Source organism: Streptomyces clavifer (assembly GCF_036345975.1).
GTDB classification, from domain to species: domain Bacteria; phylum Actinomycetota; class Actinomycetes; order Streptomycetales; family Streptomycetaceae; genus Streptomyces; species Streptomyces clavifer.
In genome coordinates this window covers 7,064,367-7,089,476 of record NZ_CP107793.1, presented here as the reverse complement: position 1 = coordinate 7,089,476, position 25,110 = coordinate 7,064,367, and the positions used below count along the sequence as shown (strand labels likewise).

Here is a 25,110-nt window from a genome sequence, read left to right as displayed (position 1 = left end):
TCCGCGCGCCGGTTCCGCTCAGTGGAACGCGCGTAGAACGACGGACGGCGGTCCGGCAGTCTGTTCTTCGAGCCGGTCGGGGGACCGGCGAAAACCTGAGACCACGGGGGACAAGATGACCGTCCGACGACTGACCACCTTCGCCCTGGCAGGCGCGCTGGGCCTCACCTCGCTGGTGGGCGCCGCCGGCGCCGCGCAGGCCGATCCGGTCGACTACGTGCAGATCCAGCTCGTCGACCTGTACTGCAGCGACGAGAGCGAGGGCGACCACGACGAGGCCTACCTCAACATCGCGGCGAACGGCGGCAAGGCCGTGAAGCTCTGGCCCGCCAACACGTCGTACCAGACCATGGGCACCGGCTACCGCCGCGCCCTGGACGGGAGCAACGGCAACGCGCTGCTGGTCCTCGGCAAGACCGAGTCCCGCACGCTCTCGCTGTGGGACTACGACAGCACCAGCAGCGACGACCGGCTCGGCTCGGTGACCATCACGGGCAACGAGTTCGGCGCGGAGACGCAGTACCGGGTACTGGAAGGCTCCGGTGGCGTCTACACCATCGCCTACCGGGTCATCGACATCTGATCCGCCGTTCCGGCCGGGCCCGACCGGTCCGGCCGGGCCCGACCGGTCCGGCCGGACCGCGGCAGGAGCACGGACGTGGTATGGGGCTTGAGGAACATCGGAACGAAAACCGGCACAAAAAGTCATCTCATTTGGTGAGCTCGGTAGGCTGTCGTTCGTCGCGGGGATCAAAGCGGCTGGAACGCCTCGCATGCTGCCCTTGGACGTAGACTCCCCGCCAGCAGTGGGGGCTCCAGCCCTCAGGGGGAGGACGTCGTGCGGGCGAGCGACAACGAGCGCCACTGGGTCAGCCGGTGGCACGTTCCGTTGAACGTTGCCGCCATGCACGTGAGTGGCGTTCTGCTGTACATCGGCTTCTGCTGGATTCCAGCCGCGTCCGCGGAAACCTATGCCCAAACGTTCGAGATAATGATCTCGGTGCTGATGCTCCACGTCGCTATCCAGATTCCCGCCGGCCTTCTCGCCTCCCGTTGGGCAGTCCGCGGCCAGGTAGCCAAAGCTGGCCTGGTCGCAGTGGGAGTAGCCACGGCAGCCACATGGATGCTCTACCTGCGCACTGGGCAAGAGCCAGCGGAGCAAACCTTTTTGGGGCAGACCTTGGGATGCCTCTGTGTCTCCCTGAGCAGCTACGTGTGGCTGTGTACCCTGCGCCGCTCCACTGTCGAGCGACTCGTCGAGCGAGTCACATACTCTGCCCAGACACTCGCCGTGTGGGCCCTGCTGCGTCCACCGCGGCGCGGCCCTCACTGACCGGAAGATCGCCAGGGCTCGCACCACATCCGTGCCAGAACGGACGGGGCCGCAGTGGCGATCGGGGTGCCCAGAGGGCGACCCCACGAACTTCGCCCGGGCGGAGAATTCCCAAGTGACACCCATGACCGCCTATGGGAAGTCCTCTCATTGGGCGAGCCTGCGGTAGCCGATGAGGGCCCTCGGTCGGTACGCCCCCGCCGTGGGCGATCTCGTGAGACGTGAGAGCCTCCGCCCTCCGCCCTCCGCCCTCCGCCGAGGAGCCTCCTGGCCATCTATCTCGGCGGCGCTTCTCCCGGCGCTGCGGGCCGCGGCGTCGAAGGTGAGGACGAGTCCGCCCGTCCCGGTGACGAGGGCGACGACGACGGCAACCGCCCGCCCCGCACCAGGCCCTCACCGCTGTTCCGCCGCCACGGGGTACGGGATTATGGTCCAGACCAGAACATTGACGCGTCCCTGACCGGTCGATACGCTCCAGGAAGTCTCCTGAGAGCGCTCTCAGAGTCGCCTCGGGTTTCTCACACCGGCTACCCCCACAGCACGGCCTTCCGGATGAGGAGAAGAGCTTGTCTGCCACCCTTCCTTCCGCCCCACGTACGCACCGGGCCCGCCCCAGGCCCGCCGCCCTGGTTGCCGCGCTCGCGCTGGCCGGCGGATGTCTCGTCGCCACCCAGGTCACCGCCGCCACCGACGCGGCGGCCGTCCCCACGACCATCCCGCTCACTCTGACCAACAACTCCGGGCGCGGCGAGCAGGTGCACGTCTACGTCATCGGCACCGAGCTCTCGTCCGGGCGCCAGGGCTGGGCCGACACGAACGGCGCCTTCCATCCGTGGCCCGCCGGCGGCAACCCCCCGACGCCCGCTCCCGACGCGTCCATCGCGGGCCCGGCCAACGGGCAGTCGAAGACGATCCGGATGCCGAAGTTCTCCGGCCGGGTCTACTTCTCCTACGGGCAGAAGCTCGTCTTCAAGCTCACCACCGGCGGTCTGGTGCAGCCCGCGGTGCAGAACCCGAGCGACCCGAACGCGAACATCCTCTTCAACTGGACCGAGTACACGCTCAACGACGCCGGCCTGTGGATCAACAGCACGCAGGTCGACATGTTCTCCGCCCCTTACGCGGTCGGAGTGAAGCGCCCGAACGGCACCACCCTGAGCACCGGCCACCTGAAGCCCGGCGGCTACAAGGCGTTCTTCGACTCCCTGCGCAGCCAGCCCGGCGGCTGGGGCGGGCTCATCAGGACCCGCTCCGACGGGACGATCCTGCGGGCGCTCGCCCCCGGCCACGGCATCGAAGCCGGGGCGCTACCGGCCTCCGTCATGAACGACTACGTCAACCGGGTGTGGAGTAAGTACTCCTCGCAGACACTGACCGTCCAGCCGTTCAAGGACCAGCCGAACACGAAGTACTTCGGGCGAGTTCAGGGCAACACCATGAACTTCACCAACAGTTCGGGAGCGGTCGTCACCAGCTTCCAGAAGCCTGACTCCGACAGCGTCTTCGGCTGCTACAAACTCCTTGACGCGCCCAACGACCTGGTCCGGGGGCCCATCTCCCGCACACTGTGCGCCGGCTACAACCGGTCGACGCTGCTGAGCAACCCCAACCAGCCCGACGCGAACAACGCGAACTTCTACAAGGACGCGGTCACCAACCACTACTCCGCCAAGATCCACGCCCAGATGGCGGACGGCAAGGCCTACGGCTTCGCCTTCGACGACGTGGGCGCGCACGAATCGCTCGTGCACGACGGCGACCCGCAGCAGGCGTACATCACGCTGGACCCGTTCAACTAGGGGTCTCTCGTGTCCGGTTGCTCATGGACCCCTCCGTACCGAGTCGTTCCCGCAGGCAAGGGACGGGGGATCCGAGTGACCCGCCACCAGCCGACGCCCGGCGTGCGCCTCGGGTCGGATGAGCAGGACGGGGTGGCCGTAGGCGGTCCGTCGAGCCACCCCACAGTGCGACCGGACGGTGAAGTCGTCGTCCGTCTGTGCGGGCGCCCGCGGTCCCGGCCGCGGCATCGGGCCGGCAGCGCCCGACGCCTCCCCGGCGTCCGCCCGCGCGACGACGTGCCCGCCGCAGCCTCCGGACTGCGGCGAGCACGTCTTCACGCCGACGCTCAGGGGGAGGACGTAGCGGCCGGCATCGGAGAGGGACGGCGGACACCGACCAGGCGACGTCCGCCACCGCCGTCGACACATGCGGTCACTCCCACCGCGACACCGCGTACGCGCACCCCGCCCCCGGCTGCCCTCAGCCCCTGAACGACTCCAGCAGCCGCAGCCAGACCTCGCTGATCGTCGGGTACGCCGGAACCGCGTGCCACAGCCTCTCGATCGGCACCTCGCCCGCGACCGCGACCGTCGCGGAGTGCAGCAGCTCACCGATGCCCGGGCCGACGAAGGTGACGCCCAGCACCACCTCGCGGTCCAGGTCGACGACCATCCGGGCGCGCCCCCTGTACCCCTGCGCGTACAGGCCGGAACCAGCCACGGAGGCCATGTCGTAGTCGACCGCCCGCACCCGGTGGCCGGCGGCCTCCGCCTCCGCGAGGGTGAGACCGACCGAGGATGCCTCGGGATCGGTGAAGACGACCTGGGGCACGGCGGCGTGGTCGGCGGTGGCGGCGTGGGCACCCCAGCGGTCCGTCTCCAGGAGGGACGCGTCCTGGGCACGGGCGGCGATCGCGGCCCCCGCGATACGCGCCTGGTACTTGCCCTGGTGGGTCAGCAGCGCACGGTGGTTGACGTCCCCGACCGCGTACAGCCAGTCGCTGTCCTCGACGAGGCAGCTGTCGTCGACCGTGAGCCAGGAGCCGGGCTCCAGCCCCACGGTGTCGAGGCCGAGGTCGTCGGTGCGCGGGGCCCGGCCGGTGGCGAAGAGGATCTCGTCGGTCTCCAGCCGTTCACCGTTGTCCAGTTCGACCGTGACCGGTCCGTCGTTCCCCGCCCGGCTCACGGCGGTGGCCGACACCTCCGTGAGGATCGTGACGCCCGCTTCGGTCAGGGCCTCGGCGACCAGTTCGCCCGCGAACGGCTCCATCTTGGGCAGCAGGCCCTTGCCGCGGATCAGCATCGTGACCTCGGCGCCGAGTCCCTGCCAGACGGTGGCCATCTCCACACCGACCACTCCCCCGCCGACCACGACGAGGCGGCCCGGCACCTCCTTGGCGCTGGTCGCCTCGCGGCTGGTCCAGGGGCGGACGCCCTCGACCCCGGGAAGTGCCGGAACGACGGCCCGGCTGCCGGTACAGACGGCCACCGCGTGCCGGGCGATGAGATGCTGCTCCGACCCGTCGGAGCCGGTGACGGACACCTTGCGGACACCGGTGAGCCGGCCCTTGCCCCGGTAGATCTCCGCGCCGATGCTGTCCAGCCAGCCGACCTGCCCGTCGTCCTTCCAGTGCGAGGTCTGCTCGTCCCGGTGAGCGAGGACGGCATCCGCGTCCAGCGGCCCCTGCACCGACCCGCTCAGCCCCGGCACGCGGCGCGCGTCGGCCCGTGCCACCACCGGCCGGAGCAGCGCCTTGCTGGGCATGCACGCCCAGTACGAGCATTCGCCCCCGATGAGCTCGGACTCCACCACGGCGGTGCTCAGCCCCGCTGCCCTGGCCCGGTCGGCCACGTTCTCCCCTACGGGGCCGGCGCCGATCACCACGACGTCGTATTCCTTGTTCTTCACAGCATCAGCGTCAGTCATGGGAACAGTGTGGTCGTGGGTGTGCGCAGCGGCCACACGGGCAGGCGGAATAGGACAACCGACGTCGCCGTTGTGCGGGACAGGTCCGATCGGTCCCAGGGAGAGGTAACAAAGCATGAGCACCGTAGAGCTCACCAAGGAAAACTTCGATCAGGTCGTGAGCGACAACGAATTCCTGCTGATCGACTTCTGGGCTTCCTGGTGCGGCCCGTGTCGGCAGTTCGCGCCGGTCTACGACTCGGCGTCCGAGCGCCACCCCGACCTGGTCTTCGCCAAGGTCGACACGGAGGCGCAGCAGGAGCTGGCGGCGGCTTTCGAGATCCGGTCGATTCCCACGCTGATGATCGTCCGTGACAACGTGGCGGTCTTCTCACAGCCCGGGGCCCTCCCCGAGGCGGCGCTCGAGGACGTCATCGGGCAGGCGCGGAAGCTGGACATGGACGAGGTGCGCAAGTCCGTCGAGGAGCAGAAGCAGGCACAGGGGCAGGCTCAGGAGCAGCAGTAGCCCCCTGCGGGTGCGGCGGACGCGGTGCGAGGGCCTGGCCGGGTACGGCTGGGCCCTCCGGTCTGCTCAGCGGGCTTCTTCGTTCGGCTCCGGCTCCCCGGTGCCGTTTCCGCCCTCCGCGGCCGTGGCTGCCACGGCGCCCGGCTCCTCCGCTCCGCGCGGCGCCGCGGTGCCGGACTGCTCCGCACCCCGCGGCTCCCCCTCGCCGCCGGGCACCCTCACCCCGCCGATGCGCTCGGCGATCCTGACCGTGAGTCCGTAGTCCAGCTCCGCACCGTCCACCAGCAGGGCCTCCACGGTGTGGGTCGCTGGGTCGATGTCGGCCTCCATGCCGTCCCCCGCGTAGCGCGGGTAGCCCGACGCGCCCGTGTCACCGGTGGCCGCCACGACCGCCGAGCGGATCGCGGAACCGGGCGCGGGCGCCCCGGTGACGGTCTTCCTGAATTCCGGGAACACCAGGATCTCGTAGCTCTGCGGATGACTCATGCCGACGACGCTAGACACCCGCCGTCGGCCGCGCATGTCGTGGACCCCGGCCGGTCAGCCCGATTCGCGGGCCACCGCTCTCGCCCGCAGCAGGTAGTGGCGCTCGGGCGCTCCGCCCGGGTGCTGCACCAGCCGGTCGATCATCTCCGCCAGTGGCTGTGCGGTGGCCAGTTCCATCCTGACGCTGCTGAGCCGGGGCCGCAGCAGCCGTCCCAGCATCAGGTCGTCGGCGCCGATGACGGCCGCCTCGGCGGGCACCTCCACCCCGGCGTCCTGCAGGGCCCTCATCAGCAGCATCGCGTATTCGTCGTTGTAGGCGAACACGGAGTCCAGGCCCAGACTCCGCCACCGGGCGGCAAGGTCCTCGGCGGATGCCTCCTCGTACCGCAGCGGCAGCGGCTGGATCCGGGCGTCCGCGCCCGTTTCGTCGAGGGCGCGGAGCGCTCCGGCCAGTCGTGGTTCGGAGAACGGGGCGAGGCCGGGTTCCTGCGGCATGACCACCCCGATCCGGCTGCGGCCGCCGGACAGCAGGTGGCGGACCGCGCAGCTGCCGACCTCGCGCTGGTCCATGACGAGCGCGTGCGCGCCGTCCACCGGCTGCGGTCCGAGCGTGATCACCGCCTTGGCGCCCGAGCGGGTGAGGACGCCTATGCCGACGCGGGTGAGAGCCATCCCCACGGGCGACACGACGGCGACGGGCCGGAGTTCGGCCCACGCCCTGGCGGCCTCGTCGGGATCGAGGCCGCCGCTTCCGTACTGGACGACGGTGTAGTCGAGACGGCGCAGATCCGACTGCAGGTCGATGAAGAAGCGCTGCTGGAGAGGTCCGGCCGGAACGTGCGCGGCGGGCAGCAGCACCGTTCTGGTGTGCCCTGCCCGCAGACTGCGGGCCGCCGCGTGCGGGACGTAGCCGAGATCGGAGGCGGCTTCCCTGACCCGGCGGCGGGTGGATTCACTGATCCGCACCGTCGTGTTGTTGTTCAGAACGTAGGACACGGTGGCCCGGGAGACTCCGGCGAGTCGCGCCACATCGGCGCTGGTCGGTACGGACGTGTCGGCGGGCTGCTCGGGTAACTGGCTCATCGCGTCGGGCAGTCTTACAGACCCTGTGGTGCCCCCCGTGGGCCGGGGCACCGGTACCCGGAACGGGCGTCAGCTACCGGCGAGTACCGGCCAGACCTGCGGGTCCTCGAAGTTGAGGGCCCACAGCACCGTGTGGGTCACACCGTGCTTGCGGACCACCGGCAGGTGCGTGGCGACCCCGCGGGCGTCCTGGTACCAGACCTCGCGGAGCTCCGTGCCGTCGTCGTAGGTGAAGTACGGCGTCCCGGAGACCTCGTCGAGCCGGTAGGGGGCGCCCTGTTCCGCGCGCAGCGCCTCGGCCTCCTTCCAGGTGACGTGCTTCGTGGCGGCCGTGCTGTCGCTGTCCGCGGGCCAGTCCCAGCCGTAGGCGGGGAGCCCCATCTCCAGCTTGGCCGCCGGTACGAGAGCGGTGGCGCGGGTGAGGATGTCGTCGTACCAGCGGGTGTCGGCGAGCGGTCCGGGGTCACCGCCCGACCAGTGCAGGTTGTAGCCCATGATGCGGACCCGGTCGGCGACACGCCCGAGGGCGGCGTAGTCCCAGATGCGCCCGGTGGTGGCGGTCTTGGGGAACACGGTGATCACGCACTGCTTTCCGAGGGACCGGAGCCGTCGGCAGAGGTCCGTCGCCAGGGTGGTGAATCCGTCGCGGACCGAGGCGTACGTGGCGTCCCCGGTGGCGGCGATCGACTCGTAGTCGAGGTCGAGGCCGTCGTAGTCGCGGGTGGCGACCGTGCGCATCAGGGCGTCGGCGTGCTCGGTGCGCCGGGCGGGGCTGGTGAGGATCGCCGCCAGCGCGCCGGGCTCCATCGTCTCCATGACCGTGGGGACGACCTTCACCCCGGCCCGGTGCAGGCCGTCGATGATGCGGCGCTCTCCCGCGCCGGGATGGCTGTCGATCCGGCCGGCCGAGACGGCCTCGTACCAGAACGGGCTGACGGTGTGCAGCTGGTCGGCGTGGCGCAGGGCGTCCTGGTAGGCGCCCTCCTGGTCCCAGTAGGGCAGCCATCCCGACACCGTGCGGGGTGGTGGTGCCGCAGCAGGGTCCACGGCGGGCTCCCGGGCGGCCGGTGAGGCGGAGGACGGCCCTGACGCGGCGACAGAAGGCGCGGGCAGCAGGGCCGCTGCCGCGAGGAGCCCGACGGCCGCGAAGGCGCGGGACAGACGGGCGGTGACGACTGAGGTGATCATGAGATCGAGCCTGAGGCCCCGTTCGCGGACCCGCTGGGCGGATTGGGCCGTCCAGGTTCTACGGTGTGGTGATGACGTTCCAGCACGACCACAGCAGTGATCCCTCGACCGACTTCCCGGGCCGTAGCGGACCGACCGCCACGGCGGAGGCCGACCCGCGCGAGGCGGGACCGGTCCGCACCTCGTACGCCCCCGACCGCGACGGTGCTCCCGATCCCGGCGAGATCGTCTGGACCTGGGTGCCGTTCGAGGAGAACGACGGTCGCGGCAAGGACCGGCCGGTTCTCGTCGTGGCCCGCGAGAGGGAGGGCACGCTGCTCGCCGTCCAGTTGTCCAGCAAGCAGCACGAACGGGAACACGAGTGGGTCGCGCTGGGTGCGGGGCCGTGGGACAGCTCGGGCCGTGCGTCCTGGGTGGACCTGGACCGGGTGCTGCGGGTACACGAGGACGGTATGCGGCGCGAGGCCTGTGCGCTGGACCGGGACAGATTCGACCTGGTGGTGGTACGACTGCGGGATCGTTACGGCTGGAGCTGAGGGGCGAGGATCCTGGTGAAGGCGGCCCGTACGGCGGAATCGGGGTTGCGGTCCAGGATGCCGAAGACGATCTGCTCGAAGTGGCCCGCGAACCGTCCGCCGTCGGCGAGCAGCGCACGGAAGGCGCCCGCCACCTCGGCCGGGTCGTTCTGGAAGACGCCGCAGCCCCAGGCTCCGAGGACCAGCCTCCGGTAGCCGCGGACGGCCGCGACCTCGAGCACCCGTTCGGCACGGCTCGCGAGCGCGGCGGGGATGCTGTGCGCGTGCTCCGGCTCCCGCCTGCGGATCACTCCGGCGTTCGGCGCCGGCGAGGTGAGGAATCCCGCGGTGTACGGGGTGTCGAGGAGCCGCCCCCGGTCGTCGCGGAAGACCGGCACACCGGGTGAGTGGATGACCCGGTCGGTGTAGAAGGCGCTGCGTTCGGCGCGGTGGTGGGCGTAGTACTCGGGGGCGCGCAGCAGCGTCACGTACAGCGCGGAGCCACGGCACAGAGCCTCTTCCTGGGCCTGCGCGCCGTTCAGATATCCACCGCCCTGATTGCGGGCCGAGGCGTAGTTCAGCACGGCCACCCTGCCCGCCGAGGCACCCGTCATCCGGCGTGCCGCCTGCAGGCTGCTCTCACCGGTCACCTCGATGACGGGTGTGCGGTCCGTGTCCAGGACGGCGACGGGCACCGGCTCGGGACCGTACAGCCGCGTCCCGGACAGCGCGGCGGTCAGCGCGCGCTCGATCGTCACCTCGCGCCCCTCCGGCGTCCGGTAGTACCCGGCCTCGACGATGGCCTCGGTCTCTCGCGCGATCCCGCGCAGTCGTGCGCTCATGGGCGCGCCCCCGTGTGGTGCATACGGGGCATGCTGGACGTCCAGCGGCATGGACGCAACCGGTTTTCCGTCCCGCAGGGGCACCCTTGTGCGAACTCCCGGTAAGGGTTTGGGTGGTAAGGAAGCACCCGAAGAGGAGGACCAGCATGCTCCCGGACACTCCCGGCGTTCATGGCTCGACCGTTGACGTGGAACCCCTCGGCGAGGACGAGGCGGAGGATCTGCTCCGCGGCATATGTTTCAAGACGGGACCGCCCAGGACGGTCGGTGTGGAACTCGAATGGCTCATCCACGACCGTGAGGACCCCGGGACGGCGGTCTCCCCCGAACGCCTGCGCGCCTGTGCCGACGCCGTGCGCGCGGTCCCGCTGGACGCGTCCCTGACCTTCGAACCCGGCGGTCAGCTGGAGCTCAGCTCCCGGCCGGCGGATTCCCTGATGGCGTGCATCGACGCCACTGCCGCCGATCTGGCCGCCGTGCGCGACACCCTCGGAAGGGCCGGACTCGTGCCGGCCGGCCTCGGTGTCGATCCGTGGCACTCCCCCCGCCGTCTGCTCAAGGAGCCCCGCTACGCGGCGATGGAAGCCGCGCTCGACCGTTCCGGGACCGCCGGGCGCGCCATGATGTGCACCTCCGCCTCCGTCCAGGTGTGCCTGGACGCCGGTGAGGAGGAGCCGGGCCCGCTGGGCTACGGGCGGCGCTGGCAGCTCGGACACCTGCTGGGCGCGGTCCTCGTGGCGGCGTTCGCCAATTCGCCGTTCCGGCAGGGACGCCGGACCGGCTGGCGCTCGACCCGGCAGGCCCTGTGGGCCGCTCTCGACCCGGCCAGGTCGCTGGCCCCGACGAGCCGTCTCGCACCGCGGGACGCCTGGGCGGCCCACGTACTCGACACGCCCGTGATGTGCATCCGGAACGACGACGGCCCCTGGGCCGTGCCGGAGGGGCTGTCACTCCGGGACTGGATCCGCGGCGGCGGGCCCCGGCCGGTGGTGCGCGCGGATCTCGACTACCACATCACGACGCTCTTCCCCCCGGTGCGCCCCCGCGGGCATCTGGAGCTGCGCATGATCGACGCCCAGTCGGGCACCGACGGCTGGCTGGTGCCACTGGCCGCGACCACCGCGATGTTCGACGACCCGGAGGCGGCCGAGACCGTGTACCGCACCGTGAAACCGCTGGCCGAGACGGCGGGCCCGGCCGCCGCACCCCGCAATCCGCTGTGGACGGCCGCCGCCCGCGACGGGCTGGGCAACCCGGAGCTGGCCTCGGCCGCCGCGGCCTGCTTCGCCGCGGCTCTGGACGCGCTGCCCCGGCTCGGCGCGAGCGACCACGTGCAGAACACCGTGGCGGCCTTCACCGACCGTTACGTGGCCCGGGGCCGATGTCCCGCAGACGATCTGCCCGACCCGGCACCGTGGCAGCAGGCCGCAGGACCGCAGCACGGAAGGAGTCCGCGCCGATGACCGGCACATCTGTTCCCCCCGGGCACGGGGACCTCGACACGGAGGCGCTGCGCAAGCGCGCCCTGGCCGCGCTCCTCACCGCCCGCGAACGCACCGCGCTGCTCACCGACAGCGTCGACGACCATGACCTGACCGCCCAACACTCCCCCCTGATGTCGCCCCTGGTCTGGGATCTGGCGCACATCGGCAACCAGGAGGAGCTGTGGCTGCTGCGGGCGGTGGGCGGGCGGGCGGCGCTGCGCCCCGAGATCGACGGACTGTACGACGCCTTCGAGCATCCCCGGGCGAGCCGTCCCTCGCTGCCGCTGCTGGCACCCGCCGAGGCGCGTACCTATGCCGCTGACGTACGCGGCCGGGCCCTGGACATCCTCGACGGGGCCCCGCTGCACGGCGGGGGACGGCCACTGGAGCAGGCGGGCTTCGCCTTCGGCATGGTCGCCCAGCACGAGCAGCAGCACGACGAGACGATGCTGATCACTCATCAGCTGCGTACCGGGCCCCCCGTGCTCAGCGCACCGGAGCCGCCGGTGGCCGACGACGCGGTGGCGCTTCCGGCAGAAGTGCTGGTTCCGGGTGGCCCGTTCACCATGGGCACGTCCACCGAGCCGTGGGCACTGGACAACGAACGGCCCGCGCACCGGCGGGAGGTCGCGGCGTTCTTCGTCGACACCGCTCCGGTCACGTGCGGTGCCTACCAGCGGTTCATCGACGACGGCGGGTACACCGACGCCCGCTGGTGGGCCCCGGACGGCTGGGCCATGGTCCGCGGGCACGAGCTGACCGCGCCCCTGTTCTGGCATCGCGACGCCGGCCAGTGGCTGCGGCGGCGCTTCGGCGTCACCGAGCCCGTGCCCCCGGACGAGCCGGTGCTCCACGTCAGCTGGTACGAGGCGGACGCGTACGCCCGCTGGGCGGGCCGGCGGCTGCCGACCGAGCCCGAGTGGGAGAAGGCGGCCCGTCACGACCCCGCCTCCGGCCGGTCGCTGCGCTACCCCTGGGGCGACGGTGACCCGACGCCCGAGCGGGCCAACCTGGGCCAGCGGCATCTGCGTCCCGCCGCCGCGGGGGCCTACGCGGCGGGCCGGTCCCCGGCTGGAGCCGGGCAGTTGATCGGTGATGTGTGGGAGTGGACGTCGAGCGACTTCCTTCCCTACCCCGGCTTCGCCCCCTTCCCGTACCGCGAGTACTCCGAGGTGTTCTTCGGGCCGGAGCACAAGGTGCTGCGCGGCGGCTCGTTCGCTGTGGACCCGGTGGCCTGCCGGGGGACGTTCCGCAACTGGGACCTTCCCGTGCGGCGCCAGATCTTCTCCGGTTTCCGCACCGCGAGGGATGCCTGATGTGCCGCCACATCGCCTATCTCGGGCCCTCCGTGGCCCTGGGTGAGGTGCTGGTCACACCCCCGCACGCACTCGTACGGCAGTCCTGGGAGCCCCGGCGCCAGAGGAACGGCACGGTCAACGCTGACGGATTCGGGGTCGGCTGGTACGCCGGTGACGACCCCGCGCCGGGCCGTTACCGGCGTGCCGGGCCCGTGTGGGGCGACGAGACCTTCGCCGACCTGGCGCGCGTGGTGCGCAGCACCGCGCTGCTCGGGGCCGTCCGTGACGCGACGTGGGCGGGCGCGGACGGGGAGGCCGCCGCCGCGCCCTTCGCCGAGGGCACGCTGCTGTTCAGCCACAACGGAGCGGTGCGCGACTGGCCCGGCTCCCTGGCTCCGCTGGCCGGCACGCTGCCGCCCGCGGCCCTGCTCTCGCTGGCGGCGCGGAGCGACTCCGCACTGCTCTGGGCGCTCGTGCTCCACCGGATCACGGCGGGCGACGACATAGCCCGGGCAGTCGCCGACACCGTTCTCGACGTCGCGGCTGCCGCCCCCGGGTCACGTCTCAACCTGCTGCTCACCGACGGCTCCACGATCGTGGCGACCGCCTGGGGCGACTCGCTCTGGTATCTCGACGAACCGGGCGGTCGCACGGTGGTGGCCTCCGAGCCGTACGACGACGATCCGTCCTGGCACGAGGTCCCGGACCGCACCTTGCTGGCCGCGACCCGCACCGATGTTCTACTGACCCCGCTCAAGGAGCCCACTGCGTGAGTCCCTTCCTGCTGACCCGCACCCTGCCGGTGGACGCGACGGACGCGGCGCTGCGCGCCGATGTGCTGAGCGGTCTGACCCGGCAGCCGAAGACGCTGCCGCCCAAGTGGTTCTACGACGCGCACGGCAGCGACCTGTTCGAGGAGATCACCCGGCTGGACGAGTACTACCCGACCCGTTCGGAGCGGGAGATCCTGATCGCCCGTGCCGGGGACATCGCCGCGGCATCCGGGGCCCGTACCCTGATCGAGCTGGGGTCGGGGTCGTCGGAGAAGACCCGGCACCTGCTGGACGCACTGCCCGGACTCCACACGTACGTGCCGGTCGACGTCAGTGAGAGCGCCCTCACGGGTGCGGCCCAGGCACTGCTGGCCGAGCGCCCCGGGCTCTCCGTGCACGCCCTCATCGCCGATTTCACGCACGTCCTGGAGCTGCCGGACAGCCCCGGGCCCCGGCTGGTGGCCTTCCTGGGTGGCACGCTGGGCAATCTGCTGCCCCGGGAGCGCGCGGAGTTCCTTCGGTCCGTACGAGCGCGGCTCTCGCCCGGCGACGGGCTGCTGCTCGGCACCGACCTGGTCAAGGACGAGGCGACGCTGGTCGCGGCCTACGACGACGGGGCCGGGGTGACGGCGGCGTTCAACAAGAACGTGCTGACGGTGGTGGACCGTGAGCTGGGGGCGGACTTCCAGCTCGACGACTTCGACCACGTGGCCGTGTGGGACCCGCACCACGAGTGGATCGAGATGCGGCTGCGCGCCCGCCGGGCGCTGACCGTGAAGATCCGCGAGCTGGACCTGGTCGTGCCGTTCGAGGAGGGCGAGGAGCTGCGCACGGAGATCTCGGCGAAGTTCCGCAAGGAAGGAGTGCGGGAAGAACTGGCCGCGGCGGGACTGCGGCTGGATCAGTGGTGGACGGATTCAGGAGGCCGGTTCGCGCTGTCGCTGGCGACGGCGGACTGAGCAGCGCGCGCCAGCGCGCGCCGGTCGGGCTCACCGCCCGCGGGTATCAGCGGCAGGACGCGGATCTCGGCGGTGAGCCCGGCAGCCGTCACCACCCGCCAGAGCGAGGCGGCCAGTGGGTCCTCGCCGACGAACGCGGCGGCGCCCGCGGGGCGCTGTTCCGCGGTCCGGTACCGGATGCGGACCGGCCGGACCGCGGCCCCCGCGTCCATCGCCGCCTGGAAGGCGGCGTGCCGGAAGCGGCCGCCGTCGCCCCGGCCGCACCAGGTGCTGCCCTGCGGGAACACCGCGACCCGTGACCCCGAGGCCAGCGCCCCGGCGAGCGCCCGTACCGCGCCGGGCAGGGCACGCAGCCGGTCCCGCTCGATGAACAGCGTGCCGCCGAGCGCGGCGAGCGGTCCGAGCAGCGGCCAGGTCCGGATCTCGCTCTTGGCGAGCATCCTGGCCGGGAACACGGTCGCGACGAGCGGGATGTCCAGCCACGAGACGTGATTGGCGACGACGAGTTCACCCACCGGGGCCCGGACCGGGTCCGCCCCGTGCCGGACCGCGTCCGCCGTTGGTCCGGTGGCCCGTACGCGTACGCCGAAGGCCCTCACCACGGCGTACGCCCAGCCGCGGATCAGCCGGTCGCGGAGTGCGGGCCCGAGGAGCAGCACGGCCGGCACGCACACGGCACCGAGCAGGGTGAGCGTGCACCCCGCGGTCAGCAGGACGGCTGCGGGCAGGGGTGCGCGCCGCGCGCCCCGGTGCCCCGCGCACGCGCGCGGGGTGCACGGGGCGGAGGGCAGCCAGACGCTCACCGCAGCGGGGCGAGCGAGAGGAAGTGGCGGAGGTAGCGCGGGTCGGCGCGGCGCATCGAGAGCAGGACGTAGAGGTCGGCGACGTCGAAGTCCGGGTCGTGGGCGGGGGCCCCGCAGACCCAGGCGCCGAGGCGCAGATAGCCGCGCAGCAGGGGCGGCAGCGCCGCCCGGCCCCCGGGGCCGTCGCCGGGATGTCCGGTGGTGTCCCAGAGGCGGTGGGGGGCTACCCAGTACTCCTCGGGCGCCAGGTTGTGGGTGCGCACGGTGTTCCAGCTCGTGGCCGCCAGCGCGCCCCCGTCGGCGAGGGGTACGGAGCAGCAGCCGGCCAGCCAGTTGTGTCCGGTGCGCTCCATGTAGCGGGCGAGTCCGGCCCAGATCAGGGCGATGACGGCTCCGTCCCGGTGGGCGGGGTGGACGCAGGAGCGGCCGACCTCGACGAGGTCGTCGCGGATCGGCGCGAGCCGTGAGAGGTCGAACTCCCCCTCCGCGTACAGGCCGCCGGCGAGCCTGGCGCCCTCGGGCGGCAGCAGCCGGTAGGTGGCGACCACGTCTCCGGTGGCCGCCTCACGCACCAGCAGGTGGTCGCAGTAGGCGTCGAAGGCATCACTGTCCAGGCCGGGTTCGAGGCTGTCGAGCCGGGCGCCGAGCTCTCCGGCGAACACCTGGTGGCGCAGGCGCTGGGCTGCGCGTACGTCTTCCGGGCCGGTGGCCAGTGACACCCGGTAGCCGGTGGGACGGGCGGGGGCGGGCACACGGGCCGGCGGGACGGTGGCAGCGGGCGGAGGGGCGAGGGGCAGCACGGTCATGGCGGTCTCCGGGGACGGATCGGCTGGGGCGGCTGCCGGACCTCCGCGGCTGCGGGACGGCCCGGCCCCCTACTTCTTCCGCGACCGGCTGGACTTGACATGACCGCCACGGGGAGCGGGGATGTGATCCTGCTGAATCCCCAGGTGGCCGGATCGCGCCCTGCCCGGCCGGCCGAGCACGCCGGCCCGAACGCCGGGCCGCCGGGCGCGCCACGGTCCGGATCGGCGGGCCGCCACCGGGCGCGCGGTCCGTCAGCCGGTGATGAGCTTCGCGGTGATGCGGGCCGACGCCTTCTTCGCCGCTTCCGCGGCGTCACCCCCCTGCAGCACCGTCGTCATGTACGGCTTGATCGGGTTGTCGGCCTCGACGGCCGCCCAGTGGGGGGAGTTGGGCGTGGCCCTCCCCTCGGCGGCGCCCACGGCCATCGCGGCCGTCCCTTCCTGGCCCTCGATGACACGGGCGAGGGCGGGCTTGTTGGGCACGTAGTTCATGGCCCTGGCGAGCTCCGTCTGCCACTTCTCGCCCGCCAGCTCCTTGACGACCTCGATGCCCTCGCTCCGCCGGTCGGCACGCTCCGGCACGATGAGGTCCGAACCACCGGTGAAGACCGCTCCCGGCCTGTCCGCGCTCTTGCCGGGTATGGGGAAGTAGCCGAGCTTGCCCTTGAGCTCCGGGTTCGCCTGCTCGATGAGCGCGGCGCTGCCCGGCACCGCGATGATCTGGGCGACGTCGCCCCCGGCGAACACGTCGGTCTCCGGGGGTGTCTGCTCGTCGGCGTCCTTGGGGCCGGCGCCGAGCGCCTGCAGCTCCTTGTAGAAGTCCATGCCCCTGAGTGCGGCGGGCGAATCCAGAGCCCCCTGGTAGTCGCCGCCGGTGTCCTCGGCCAGCTCCCCGCCCTCGTCCCAGATGAACCCGGCCAGGACGTACCAGTTCTGCCCCGCGAGGTAGATGCCCTGCTGGTCCGCGCTGTCGTCCAGCCTCTCGGTGATCCCGACCCATTCCTCGCGGGTCGTGGGTGGAGCGGTGATGCCCGCCTGTGCGAAGAGGTCCTTGTTGTAGATCACGACGCGGTTGGCGGCGTACCAGGGAATCCCGTACTGCCCGCCGTTGATGCTGCCCGGTTCGGCGAGACCCGGCAGCCAGTCCTCCCCTCCGAGGTCACGCATGGACTCCAGGGTGAGGTCACGCAGCTTCCCGCTGTCCGCGTACTGGGCGACCTGGGTGTTGCCCACCTCGATGACGTCGGGCGCGTCGTCCCCCTCGATCGCCTTCAGGACCTTGGGGCCGATTCCGCCCCACTCCTGGAGAACGAACTCCAGTTCGACAGAGGGGTTCTCCTCCTCGTACGACCGGGTGAAGCGGTCCAGGAAGTCCGGGGAGACGCTGCCCTTCATCAGCCACACCGTCACCGTGCGGCCGTCGCCGCCCGAGCCGGGGAGGAAACCGCAGCCGCCCAGCGTGACGGAGGAAACGAGCGCGAGGGCTCCGGCCAGAGTGCGGATCTTCACGGGGGTCACCTTCTGCGAAACGGCACGACGAATGACAGGACCCGGGTGGGGGGACTGCGGGCGGCGCTCGCACGGGCGTATGGACCGGAGTTTGGTATGGACCAATGCACAGGTCAAGCCCCGGTCGCGAGCGGATCACCGATCGCGGTGCCTCGCGCACCGACGGAGGGTGAGGCACCGTGGAACCACGAAAGGAGACATACATGTCCAATCACACCTATCGGGTCACCGAGATCGTGGGAACCTCCGAGGAGGGCCTGGACGCGGCGATCCGGAACGGCATCGCGAGGGCGTCGGAGACGTTGCACCATCTCGACTGGTTCGAGATGACGCAGGTGCGCGGCCATATCGAGGACGGCCGCATCGCCCACTACCAGGTGGGCCTCAAGGTCGGCTTCCGGCTCGACGGGAACGCCTGACCGGACGCGGACCCTGGCGTGACGCCCGTCCCCGGCCGGATCAGGTGCGGCCCGCACGCTCCCCAGCGGGCCCGCACCACCCGACTCCGGCCGGCTCGGCGGCGCCGCGGACCAACTCGTCGCCATCGACCGTGGCCGTTCGAGATGCGTGTGCGCCCGGCCGCTGATTCGCTGATCGGGTCCACTCCCCCACCGACCCAGGAGTGATCATGAGCGTTGCAGGTGAGTCCGGCGGCCGTGCGCGGCAGCTGAAGGCCAAGGCAGAAGAACTGAAGGAAGCCGCAGACCGCGCCACGGACCCGGAGCAGCGCCAGAGGCTCCAGGACAAGGCCCGTCGCCTGCGGGAGCAGGGCGAGCAGGAGAGCAGTATGCAGGACCGCGGCATGGATCCCATGGTGTAGGGGACCCGCGCCCGCGCCTGCCGGCGGTCCTCCCGCGAGTGGCATGCGGGAGGATCACCGGCAGAGCCTGTCCGCCCCACTGATCCGTACGGAGCCGTACCGCCCATGCCCACCCCACACGATCCGTACGTCCGGGTGCGAGGCGCCCGGGAGCACAACCTCCGCGATGTGGACGTCGACATCCCCCGGGACACCCTCGCGGTCTTCACCGGCGTCTCGGGCTCGGGAAAGTCCTCGCTGGCGTTCGGGACGATCTACGCCGAGGCCCAGCGCCGCTACTTCGAGTCCGTCGCCCCCTACGCCCGCAGGCTGATCCATCAGGTCGGCGCTCCCGATGTCGGTGAGATCACCGGCCTGCCGCCCGCGGTGTCCCTGGAACAGCGCCGTTCGGCGCCCGGATCACGGTCCTCGGTGGGCACCGTGACGACCCTGTCGAACTCGCTGCGCATGCTGTTCTCCCGCGCGGGTGACTATCCGGTGGGGGCCGCACGGCTCGACTCCGACGCCTTCTCGCCGAACACGGCGGCCGGCGCGTGCCCCGAGTGCCATGGGCTGGGGCGGATCCACCGCACGACCGAGGAACTCCTCGTGCCGGACCCCTCTCTGTCGGTGCGGGACGGGGCGATCGCGGCCTGGCCGGGCGCCTGGCAGGGGAAGAACCTCCGCGATGTGCTGGACGCGCTCGGATACGACATCGAACGGCCGTGGCGGGAGCTGGACGCGCGGGACCGCGAGTGGATCCTGTTCACCGACGAGCAGCCGGTGGTGACGGTGCATCCGGTCCGTGAGGCCGGGCGGATCCAGCGCCCCTACCAGGGCACGTACATGAGCGCACGACGCTATGTGATGCACACGTTCGCGGATTCCAGGAGCCGCGCGCTGCGGGCGAAGGCGGAGCGCTTCCTCACCAGCTCCCCATGTCCGGTCTGCCACGGCAGCCGGCTCCGGCCGGAGGCGATGGCGGTGACGTTCGCGGGCCGCACGATCGCCGGCCTCACCGCTCTTCCGCTCTCCGCCCTGACCGAGGTGCTGCTCGCCGCGGGCGGTCGCAGCGACACCGCACGGGTACTGACCGCCGATCTGCTGGGGCGCATCGAGCCGGTGACGGAGCTGGGCCTCGGCTATCTCAGCCTCGACCGCACGGCCCCGACGCTGTCCTCCGGCGAGCTGCAGCGGCTGCGGCTCGCGACCCAGCTGAGGTCGGGGCTCTTCGGCGTGGTCTACGTGCTGGACGAGCCGTCGGCCGGGCTGCACCCCGCCGACACGGCGTCCCTCCTCTCCGTCCTCGGCAGGCTCAAGGAGGCGGGCAACTCGGTGTTCGTGGTGGAGCACCAGATGGACGTGGTGCGGCAGGCCGACTGGCTGGTGGATGTGGGTCCTCTGGCGGGCGAGCACGGGGGCCGGGTGCTGCACAGCGGACCGCCGGACGAGCTCGCCGGCGTGGCCGCGTCCGCGACCCGGCGCTTCCTCTTCGACGAGGACCCGGCTCCGGCGCGGGAGCCGCGCACCCCGTCCGGGTGGATCCGGCTGCGCGGGGTCGACCGGCACAATGTGCGCCGCGCCGACGCCGACTTCCCGCTCGGGGTGCTGACGGCCGTCACCGGGGTGTCGGGATCGGGGAAGTCGACGCTGGTCGGCCAGGTACTGGCGGGTGTGCTGGCCGACCGGCAGGCGGACGCCCCCGGGGCACCGGTCGGGGAGGGGAGCTGCGCGTCGGCGGAGGGCCTGGGTGCGGTGGACCGGCTGGTGCAGGTCGACCAGAAGCCCATCGGCCGGACGCCCCGGTCCAACCTGGCCACGTACACCGGGCTGTTCGACGTCGTACGGAAGCTGTTCGCGGGGACGGCGACGGCTCGGGAACGGGGCTACCGGGCCGGGCGGTTCTCGTTCAACGTGGCGGGCGGACGGTGCGAGACCTGCCAGGGCGAGGGGTTCGTCTCCGTCGAGCTGCTCTTCCTGCCCAGCACGTACGCCCCCTGCCCGGACTGCCACGGCGCGCGCTACAACCCGGCGACGCTGGAGGTCTCGCTCCGCGGTCTCACGATCGCCGGGGTGCTGGACCTGACGGTGGAGGCGGCTGCCGGATTCCTTGCGGGGACACCCGCGGCCGAACGCAGTCTGCGGGCTCTGCTCGACGTGGGGCTCGGCTATCTGCGGCTGGGACAGCCGGCGACGGAGCTGTCGGGGGGCGAAGCCCAGCGGATCAAGCTCGCCACCGAGCTGCAGCGCACCCGTCGCGGACACACCCTGTATCTGCTGGACGAGCCGACCACGGGCCTGCATCCGGCCGACGTGGAGGTGCTGATGCGGCAGTTGCACGGTCTGGTGGAGGCGGGCGACTCGGTGGTGGTCGTGGAGCACGACATGGCGGTGGTCGCGGGTGCCGACCACGTGATCGACCTGGGCCCGGGCGGCGGTGACCGGGGCGGCCGGATCGTTGCCACCGGCACCCCGCGGGAGGTCGCGCGAGCGGCGGGGAGCCGGACGGCCGCGTACCTGGCGAAGGCGCTGCGGACGGCCTGACTCCCCGCCGGGGCACGGGCCTCGGTCAGCGGCGCACCTTGCGGGTGGCCCGGAGCCACTCCTTGTTCATCGCGGCGATCGAGGGCAGGGGGATGCCCTTCGGGCACGCCGTGGCGCACTCCCCGGTAAGGGTGCAACCGCCGAAGCCCTCCTCGTCCATGGTCGCGACCATGTCGAGCACGCGTGTCTCGCGCTCGGGTGCGCCCTGCGGGAGCACGTTGAGGTGGTTGACCTTCGCCGAGGTGAAGAGCATCGCGGAGCCGTTGGGGCAGGCCGCGACGCAGGCGCCGCATCCGATGCACTCGGCGTGCTCGAAGGCGAAGTCGGCGTCCGGCTTGGGTACCGGGGTGGCGTGCGCGTCGGGCGCCGTGCCGGTGGGTGCCGAGATGTATCCGCCGGACTGGATGATCCGGTCGAAGGCCGAACGGTCGACGACGAGGTCCTTGACGACGGGGAAGGCGGAGGCGCGCCAGGGCTCGACGTCGATCGTGTCGCCGTCCTGGAACGACCGCATGTGGAGCTGACAGGTCGTGGTGCGCTCCGGGCCGTGGGCGTCGCCGTTGATGACGAGGCTGCACGCGCCGCAGATGCCTTCGCGGCAGTCGTGGTCGAAGGCGACGGGTTCGTCCCCGCCGAGGATGAGCTCCTCGTTGAGGGTGTCGAGCATCTCCAGGAACGACATGTCCGGGGAGATGCCGTCGACTTCGTAGGTGGCCATGGCGCCGGGCGTCTCGGCGTTCTGCTGGCGCCAGACGCGCAGGGTGAGCTTCATGCGTAGCTCCGCTGGGTGGGGTGGACGTACTCGAAGACGAGGTCTTCCTTGTGCAGGACGGGGGCGTCGCCCGTGGAGCTGAACTCCCAGGCGGCCGCGTAGGAGAACTCCGCGTCCCGGCGGGCGGCTTCGCCGTCCGGGGTCTGCGACTCCTCGCGGAAGTGGCCTCCGCAGGATTCGGCGCGGTGCAGGGCGTCGAGGCACATGAGCTCGGCGAGCTCCAGGTAGTCGACGATGCGGTTGGCCTTCTCCAGCGACTGGTTGAACTGTTCGCCGGTGCCGGGCACCTTGATGCGGCGCCAGAACTCCTCGCGGATCTGCGGGATCCGGTCCAGGGCCTTGCGCAGCCCTTCCTCGGTGCGGGCCATTCCGCAGAACTCCCACATGAGCTCGCCGATCTCGCGGTGGAAGGAGTCCGGGGTCCGGTCGCCGTCGACGGCGAGCAGCAGGTTGAGCCGGTCCTCGGTCTCGGCGACGGCCTCGGCGACCGCCGGGTGGCCGGCGTCGACCGCCTCGGCGTGCGGGTTGCGGGCCAGGTAGTCGTTGATGGTCGACGGCAGGACGAAGTAGCCGTCGGCCAGGCCCTGCATGAGCGCGGAGGCGCCGAGCCGGTTGGCGCCGTGGTCGGAGAAGTTGGCCTCGCCGATCGCGAAGAGGCCGGGGATCGTGGTCTGGAGGTCGTAGTCGACCCAGAGCCCGCCCATCGTGTAGTGCACGGCGGGATAGATCCGCATGGGCGTCTCGTACGGGTTCTCCGCGGTGATCTGCGCGTACATGTCGAAGAGGTTGCCGTACTTCTCCTCGACCTTGTCCCGGCCCATCCGCTGGATGGCCTCGGCGAAGTCGAGGTAGACGCCCTGTCCGCCGGGTCCCACCCCGCGGCCCTCGTCGCAGACGTTCTTGGCGGCGCGGGAGGCGATGTCGCGGGGTACGAGGTTGCCGAACGCCGGGTAGATGCGCTCCAGGTAGTAGTCCCGCTCCTCCTCCGGGATCTCGTTCGCCGGCCGGGTGTCGCCCTTGGCCTTCGGGACCCAGATGCGTCCGTCGTTGCGCAGCGACTCGCTCATCAGCGTCAGCTTGGACTGGTGGTCGCCGGTGCGCGGGATGCAGGTGGGGTGGATCTGCGTGAAGCAGGGGTTGGCGAAGTAGGCACCGCGCCGGTGGGCCCGCCAGATGGCGGTGGTGTTGGAGTTCATCGCGTTCGTCGACAGGTAGAAGACGTTGCCGTAGCCGCCGCTGGCCAGGACGACCGCGTCGGCGAAGTACGTGTCGATCTTCCCGGTGACGAGGTCGCGGGCCACGATGCCGCGGGCCTTGCCGTCGACGACGATCAGGTCGAGCATCTCGGTACGCGGGTGCAGTTCGACGTTGCCGGCGGCGATCTGCCGGGACAGTGCCTGGTAGGCGCCGAGGAGGAGCTGCTGTCCCGTCTGGCCGCGGGCGTAGAAGGTGCGGGAGACCTGGACGCCGCCGAAGGAGCGGTTGTCGAGGAGACCCCCGTACTCGCGGGCGAAGGGCACGCCCTGGGCGACGCACTGGTCGATGATCTCGACGGAGATCTCGGCCAGGCGGTGGACGTTGGACTCCCGGGCGCGGAAGTCGCCGCCCTTGACGGTGTCGTAGAAGAGCCGGTGCACGGAGTCGCCGTCGTTGCGGTAGTTCTTCGCCGCGTTGATCCCGCCCTGCGCGGCGACGGAGTGGGCACGCCGGGGCGAGTCCTGGAAGCAGAACTGGACGACGTGGTAGCCCTGCTCGGCGAGCGTCGCGCCGGCCGACCCTCCGGCCAGTCCGGTGCCCACGACGATGACGGTGTGCTTGCGGCGGTTTGCCGGGTTGACCAGCTTCGCCTCGAACCGGCGGGTGTCCCAGCGGTCGGCGACGGGCCCTTCGGGCGCCTTGGTGTCGACGACGGGTTCCCCGGTCACGTAGTTCGTGTAGTCACTCATGTCAGTTCACCACTCCGGTCATGACGGCCACGGGCACGGAGACGAAGCCCGCCGTCAGCACCACTGCCAGGACGTTGCCCACGGTCTTGAGCATCCGGTCACGGGTCGCGTTGCCCACGCCGAGGGTCTGTGCGGCGCTCCAGAAACCGTGCTGGACGTGCAGGCCCACGGCGAGCACCGCGACGATGTAGATGACGTTGCCGTACCAGGTGGAGAAGGTGTCGAGCACGTTCTGGTAGGGGTGTCCGGCCTGGAATCCGCCCGGGTGCACGGTGCCGGTGGTCAGGTCCAGGATGTGCCAGACGATGAACAGCGCCAGGATGATGCCGCCCCAGCGCATGGTGCGGGTGGCGTAGCTCGCGCGCGCCTTCCTGTGCACGTACGCGTTCGGGCGCGCCCTGATGTCACGGCGGCTCAGCTGGTACGCGGAGACGGCGTGCAGGACGACCGCCGCGACGAGCACCACACGCACGATCCACAGGGCCCACTCGTAGTGCAGGAAGGGCTCGCCGAGGGTCCGGAGCCAGTGGGCGTAGTGGTTGAACTCGTCGGATCCGAAGAAGATCTTCAGGTTGCCCAGCATGTGGACGACCAGGTACCCGAGCATGATCAGACCGCTCACAGCCATGATCGTCTTCTTGCCGACGGACGAGTCCCAGAGCGTGCGCGTCATGGACGACCGTCGGTCCGTCCGGGTTGCCAGTGCCATGGACACGACGCTAGGGCCACGGGGCATCATCAGTCCAAGACATGAAGTGATTGATCTCCATAGCCTTTGGCTATGCGACCGCTATGGTCGACCTCATGCAGTTCCAGCAGCTCACCTACTTCGTGGCCGTCGCCGAGGCGAAGCACTTCACCCGGGCTGCCGAGGAGGTGCACGTCTCACAGCCGTCGCTCTCCCAGCAGATCAAGGCGCTGGAAAACGAGCTGGGTGCCGAGCTGTTCAGCCGGGCGCGGGGCAATATCGCGCTGACCGATGCGGGTGAGGCACTGCTGCCGCTGGCTCGCCGGATCCTGGCGGACGCCGACACGGCACGGCACGAGGTGCAGGAGCTGGTGCGGCTGCGCCGGGGACGGATCAGGCTCGGTGCCACCCCGAGCGTCTGCACGGGCCTGCTTCCCGATCTGCTGCGCGCCTTCCACGACCTGCACCCGGGGGTCCGGCTCCTGATCGAGGAGGGCGGCTCCCACGACCTCGTACGGGAGCTGGCCCGGGGCGCGCTGGACCTCGCGTTCCTCGTGCTGCCGCTGCCCGCCGCGTCGCCCGCGCTGACCACGGTGGAGCTGCTGAGGGAGGACCTGGTGGTGCTGTCGTCGCCCGCCCGGCCGGCCCCGGGCCACGGGGGGACCGTCCGCATCGCGGATCTCGCGGGCGAGCCGATGGTGATGTTCCGGCACGGCTACGACCTGCGGGAGCTGACCGTCGCCGCCTGCCGCTCGGAGGGCTTCGAGCCGTCGTTCACGGTGGAGGGCGGCGAGATGGACGCCGTACTGGGCTTCGTACGGGCGGGGCTCGGGATCGCCGTGGTGCCCCGCATGGTCGCTGTGCGGACGGGCCGGGACCTGCGGACGACCCCTCTCGCCCCTCCCGGCCTGCGGCGCACGATCGCGCTCGCGCACCGCAGCGACGTGCCGCCCACACGGGCGGCACGCGAGCTGCAGCGCATGCTCCTCGCCCACGCGGCGGACGGGGCGGGCCGGGCGGCCGGGACGGACCGGCCGTAGCCGTACGCCGCGTGCCCGGCAGCCGGTCGGAC

At 71.5% G+C, this 25,110-nt stretch carries 23 protein-coding genes; 12 read left to right on the top strand and 11 right to left on the bottom strand.

Going from position 1 to position 25,110, the window contains the following annotated elements; translation table 11 throughout:
* The first annotated feature begins 115 nt into the window (after window positions 1-115).
* Both OG927_RS30740 and OG927_RS30735 read left to right on the top strand, forming a co-directional pair.
* On the top strand, window positions 116-583 hold the full coding sequence (locus OG927_RS30740; protein WP_124280329.1) for a hypothetical protein: 468 nt from the start codon (window positions 116-118) through the stop codon (window positions 581-583).
* A gap of 1,316 nt (window positions 584-1,899) precedes the next feature.
* On the top strand, window positions 1,900-3,132 hold the full coding sequence (locus tag OG927_RS30735) for a glycoside hydrolase family 64 protein (protein ID WP_056799989.1): 1,233 nt from the start codon (window positions 1,900-1,902) through the stop codon (window positions 3,130-3,132).
* A gap of 460 nt (window positions 3,133-3,592) precedes the next feature.
* Here the strand turns inward: OG927_RS30735 and OG927_RS30730 are convergent, their stop codons facing one another.
* Window positions 3,593-5,038 carry a dihydrolipoyl dehydrogenase family protein gene (locus OG927_RS30730; RefSeq protein ID WP_330321144.1) on the bottom strand — a complete coding sequence of 482 codons (1,446 nt, stop codon included), beginning with the start codon at window positions 5,036-5,038 and terminating at the stop codon, window positions 3,593-3,595.
* A gap of 115 nt (window positions 5,039-5,153) precedes the next feature.
* Here OG927_RS30730 and trxA point away from each other — a divergent pair, with 115 nt between their 5' ends.
* Window positions 5,154-5,543: a thioredoxin gene (trxA, locus tag OG927_RS30725; protein ID WP_056799995.1), complete on the top strand. Its 390-nt coding sequence runs from the start codon at window positions 5,154-5,156 to the stop codon at window positions 5,541-5,543.
* A gap of 66 nt (window positions 5,544-5,609) precedes the next feature.
* On the opposite strand, the gene OG927_RS36065 is transcribed toward trxA, so the two are convergent.
* The 3 genes from OG927_RS36065 to OG927_RS30710 form a co-directional block, all read right to left on the bottom strand.
* A complete protein-coding gene (locus OG927_RS36065; RefSeq protein ID WP_371613221.1) occupies window positions 5,610-6,029 on the bottom strand; it encodes a hypothetical protein in 420 nt (139 codons plus the stop codon).
* 54 nt (window positions 6,030-6,083) lie between these two features.
* The gene (locus tag OG927_RS30715; RefSeq protein ID WP_124280332.1) at window positions 6,084-7,112 is read right to left on the bottom strand and encodes a LacI family DNA-binding transcriptional regulator; all 1,029 of its coding nucleotides are present in this window, start codon (window positions 7,110-7,112) and stop codon (window positions 6,084-6,086) included.
* 69 nt (window positions 7,113-7,181) lie between these two features.
* Entirely contained in the window at window positions 7,182-8,300 is a 1,119-nt protein-coding gene (locus OG927_RS30710; RefSeq protein WP_079100829.1) for a glycosyl hydrolase family 18 protein, read from the bottom strand.
* A gap of 71 nt (window positions 8,301-8,371) precedes the next feature.
* On the opposite strand from OG927_RS30710, the gene OG927_RS30705 reads away from it, so the two are divergent.
* Window positions 8,372-8,836 carry a type II toxin-antitoxin system PemK/MazF family toxin gene (locus OG927_RS30705; RefSeq protein WP_330321143.1) on the top strand — a complete coding sequence of 155 codons (465 nt, stop codon included), beginning with the start codon at window positions 8,372-8,374 and terminating at the stop codon, window positions 8,834-8,836.
* Here OG927_RS30705 and OG927_RS30700 read toward each other — a convergent pair.
* Complete coding sequence (locus OG927_RS30700; RefSeq protein WP_330321142.1) at window positions 8,821-9,657, bottom strand: TIGR02452 family protein; 837 nt, start codon at window positions 9,655-9,657, stop codon at window positions 8,821-8,823. The genes OG927_RS30705 and OG927_RS30700 overlap by 16 nt on opposite strands.
* Window positions 9,658-9,803: 146 nt before the next feature.
* On the opposite strand from OG927_RS30700, the gene egtA reads away from it, so the two are divergent.
* The 4 genes from egtA to egtD are packed head-to-tail and all read left to right on the top strand — an operon-like array spanning window position 9,804 to window position 14,171.
* Window positions 9,804-11,120 carry an ergothioneine biosynthesis glutamate--cysteine ligase EgtA gene (gene egtA / locus OG927_RS30695; protein ID WP_124280335.1) on the top strand — a complete coding sequence of 439 codons (1,317 nt, stop codon included), beginning with the start codon at window positions 9,804-9,806 and terminating at the stop codon, window positions 11,118-11,120.
* Window positions 11,117-12,457 carry an ergothioneine biosynthesis protein EgtB gene (gene egtB / locus OG927_RS30690; RefSeq protein WP_330321141.1) on the top strand — a complete coding sequence of 447 codons (1,341 nt, stop codon included), beginning with the start codon at window positions 11,117-11,119 and terminating at the stop codon, window positions 12,455-12,457. The genes egtA and egtB overlap by 4 nt, the downstream gene beginning before the upstream one ends.
* Entirely contained in the window at window positions 12,457-13,212 is a 756-nt protein-coding gene (gene egtC, locus OG927_RS30685; RefSeq protein ID WP_319103960.1) for an ergothioneine biosynthesis protein EgtC, read from the top strand. Before egtB ends, egtC begins: the two co-directional genes overlap by 1 nt.
* On the top strand, window positions 13,209-14,171 hold the full coding sequence (gene egtD / locus OG927_RS30680) for an L-histidine N(alpha)-methyltransferase (RefSeq protein WP_330321140.1): 963 nt from the start codon (window positions 13,209-13,211) through the stop codon (window positions 14,169-14,171). The genes egtC and egtD overlap by 4 nt, the downstream gene beginning before the upstream one ends.
* On the opposite strand, the gene OG927_RS30675 is transcribed toward egtD, so the two are convergent.
* The 3 genes from OG927_RS30675 to OG927_RS30665 form a co-directional block, all read right to left on the bottom strand.
* Window positions 14,114-14,974, bottom strand: a complete 861-nt coding sequence (locus tag OG927_RS30675) for a lysophospholipid acyltransferase family protein (RefSeq protein ID WP_124280339.1) — start codon at window positions 14,972-14,974, stop codon at window positions 14,114-14,116. The two genes, egtD and OG927_RS30675, sit on opposite strands and share 58 nt — an antisense overlap.
* On the bottom strand, window positions 14,971-15,780 hold the full coding sequence (locus OG927_RS30670) for a GNAT family N-acetyltransferase (RefSeq protein WP_330321139.1): 810 nt from the start codon (window positions 15,778-15,780) through the stop codon (window positions 14,971-14,973). The genes OG927_RS30675 and OG927_RS30670 overlap by 4 nt, the downstream gene beginning before the upstream one ends.
* Before the next feature lie 252 nt (window positions 15,781-16,032).
* Window positions 16,033-17,289 (bottom strand): extracellular solute-binding protein, encoded by a 1,257-nt coding sequence (locus OG927_RS30665; RefSeq protein WP_124280341.1) that lies wholly within the window; start codon window positions 17,287-17,289, stop codon window positions 16,033-16,035.
* A gap of 203 nt (window positions 17,290-17,492) precedes the next feature.
* Here OG927_RS30665 and OG927_RS30660 point away from each other — a divergent pair, with 203 nt between their 5' ends.
* The 3 genes from OG927_RS30660 to OG927_RS30650 all read left to right on the top strand — a co-directional run bounded on the left by OG927_RS30660 (window position 17,493) and on the right by OG927_RS30650 (window position 20,632).
* Complete coding sequence (locus tag OG927_RS30660; protein ID WP_056800024.1) at window positions 17,493-17,708, top strand: dodecin; 216 nt, start codon at window positions 17,493-17,495, stop codon at window positions 17,706-17,708.
* Window positions 17,709-17,917: 209 nt separating this feature from the next.
* Window positions 17,918-18,109 (top strand): DUF6381 family protein, encoded by a 192-nt coding sequence (locus OG927_RS30655; protein WP_056800027.1) that lies wholly within the window; start codon window positions 17,918-17,920, stop codon window positions 18,107-18,109.
* A gap of 105 nt (window positions 18,110-18,214) precedes the next feature.
* Window positions 18,215-20,632 (top strand): excinuclease ABC subunit UvrA, encoded by a 2,418-nt coding sequence (locus OG927_RS30650; protein WP_056800031.1) that lies wholly within the window; start codon window positions 18,215-18,217, stop codon window positions 20,630-20,632.
* Between the two features lie 25 nt (window positions 20,633-20,657).
* On the opposite strand, the gene OG927_RS30645 is transcribed toward OG927_RS30650, so the two are convergent.
* The 3 genes from OG927_RS30645 to OG927_RS30635 are packed head-to-tail and all read right to left on the bottom strand — an operon-like array spanning window position 20,658 to window position 24,059.
* Complete coding sequence (locus OG927_RS30645) at window positions 20,658-21,404, bottom strand: succinate dehydrogenase/fumarate reductase iron-sulfur subunit (RefSeq protein WP_056800034.1); 747 nt, start codon at window positions 21,402-21,404, stop codon at window positions 20,658-20,660.
* The gene (locus OG927_RS30640) at window positions 21,401-23,350 is read right to left on the bottom strand and encodes a fumarate reductase/succinate dehydrogenase flavoprotein subunit (RefSeq protein ID WP_330321138.1); all 1,950 of its coding nucleotides are present in this window, start codon (window positions 23,348-23,350) and stop codon (window positions 21,401-21,403) included. The genes OG927_RS30645 and OG927_RS30640 overlap by 4 nt, the downstream gene beginning before the upstream one ends.
* Window position 23,351: 1 nt before the next feature.
* On the bottom strand, window positions 23,352-24,059 hold the full coding sequence (locus OG927_RS30635) for a succinate dehydrogenase (RefSeq protein WP_124280344.1): 708 nt from the start codon (window positions 24,057-24,059) through the stop codon (window positions 23,352-23,354).
* Window positions 24,060-24,154: 95 nt separating this feature from the next.
* Between OG927_RS30635 and OG927_RS30630 the strand changes: the two genes are divergently transcribed.
* Window positions 24,155-25,078 (top strand): LysR family transcriptional regulator, encoded by a 924-nt coding sequence (locus tag OG927_RS30630; protein WP_330321137.1) that lies wholly within the window; start codon window positions 24,155-24,157, stop codon window positions 25,076-25,078.
* Window positions 25,079-25,110: the final 32 nt, after the last annotated feature.